This window comes from Kitasatospora sp. NPDC059571 (assembly GCF_042735675.1).
GTDB lineage: Bacteria > Actinomycetota > Actinomycetes > Streptomycetales > Streptomycetaceae > Kitasatospora.
In genome coordinates this window covers 3,618-4,919 of record NZ_JBHWBW010000545.1, presented here as the reverse complement: position 1 = coordinate 4,919, position 1,302 = coordinate 3,618, and the positions used below count along the sequence as shown (strand labels likewise).

Here is a 1,302-nt window from a genome sequence, read left to right as displayed (position 1 = left end):
GGGGGGCCGGGCCTGGCCCCCCCCGGGCGGCTGCGCCCCCCCGGGCCGGCGGGGGCCCCCGCTGGCGCCGGGGGGCGGGGGGGGCGCCCCCCCCCCCCCCCGTCCGGTGCGTCGGGACCGCGGAGGGTCAGAGCGCCACGCCGAGGAGGGCGTCGACGGTGCGGGAGACCAGGCCGGGGGCGCCGGTGTCGTCGCCGCCGGCGGCGTTCTGGGCGGCGGCCCAGCGGTCCACCGCGGCCAGCGCGGCCGGGGCGTCCAGGTCCTCGGCCAGCGCGGCGCGGACCTCGGCGAGCATCCCCTCCGCGGACGGGCCGTCCGGCCGGGAGACGGCGGAGCGCCACAGCGCGAGCCGCTCCTGGGCCTGCGCGAGGTCGCGCTCCGTCCACTCCCAGTCGGCCCGGTAGTGGTGGGCGAGCAGGGCGAGCCGGATCGCCGCCGGGTCGACGCCCTCGCGGCGCAGCGCGGAGACGAAGACCAGGTTGCCGCGGGACTTGGACATCTTGTGGCCGTCCAGGGCGACCATGCCCGCGTGCACGTACGCCTGGGCGTAGGGGTACTCGCCGGTGGCGACCTGGGCGTGCGCGGCGCCCATCTCGTGGTGCGGGAAGGAGAGGTCGCTGCCGCCGCCCTGGATGTCGAAGGACATCCCGAGGAACTCCAGCGCGATCGCCACGCACTCGATGTGCCAGCCGGGCCGGCCGTGGCCGAGCTCGGTGTCCCAGGCGGGCTCGCCGGGGCGGGCCGAGAGCCAGAGCAGGGCGTCCAGCGGGTGCTTCTTGCCGGGGCGCTGCGGGTCGCCGCCGCGCTCGGCGAAGACCGGGAGCATCGCCTCGCGGTCGAGGCCGGAGACCGCGCCGAACTGCGGGTCGGCGTCCACCGAGAAGTAAATGTCGCCGTCCAGCTCGTACGCGGCGCCGCTCGCCAGCAGCTTCTTCACCAGCGGGACGATCCACGGGATGGACTCGACGGCGCCGATGTAGTGGGCCGGCGGGAGCATCCGCAGGGCCGTCATGTCCTCGCGGAAGAGCGCGGTCTCGCGCTCGGCGAGGGCCGTCCAGTCCTGGCCGGTGGCGACGGCCCGCTCCAGCAGCGGGTCGTCGACGTCGGTCACGTTCTGCACGTAGAGGACGTCGTGGCCGGCGTCCTTCCACACCCGCTGCACCAGGTCGAAGGTGTTGTAGGTGGCGGCGTGGCCCAGGTGGGTGGCGTCGTACGGGGTGATGCCGCAGACGTAGAGGCGGGGGGGGGGGGCCCGGGGGCCGACCCACCCGACACATGTAGGGGGGGGTGTGTGGGTTAGAA

The 1,302-nt window shown here is 76.3% G+C and carries 1 protein-coding gene; it reads right to left on the bottom strand.

Annotated features, from left to right (window positions below; translation table 11 throughout):
• Window positions 1-127: 127 nt before the first annotated feature.
• A complete protein-coding gene (mshC, locus tag ACFV0G_RS35135; RefSeq protein ID WP_380556734.1) occupies window positions 128-1,222 on the bottom strand; it encodes a cysteine--1-D-myo-inosityl 2-amino-2-deoxy-alpha-D-glucopyranoside ligase in 1,095 nt (364 codons plus the stop codon).
• Window positions 1,223-1,302: the final 80 nt, after the last annotated feature.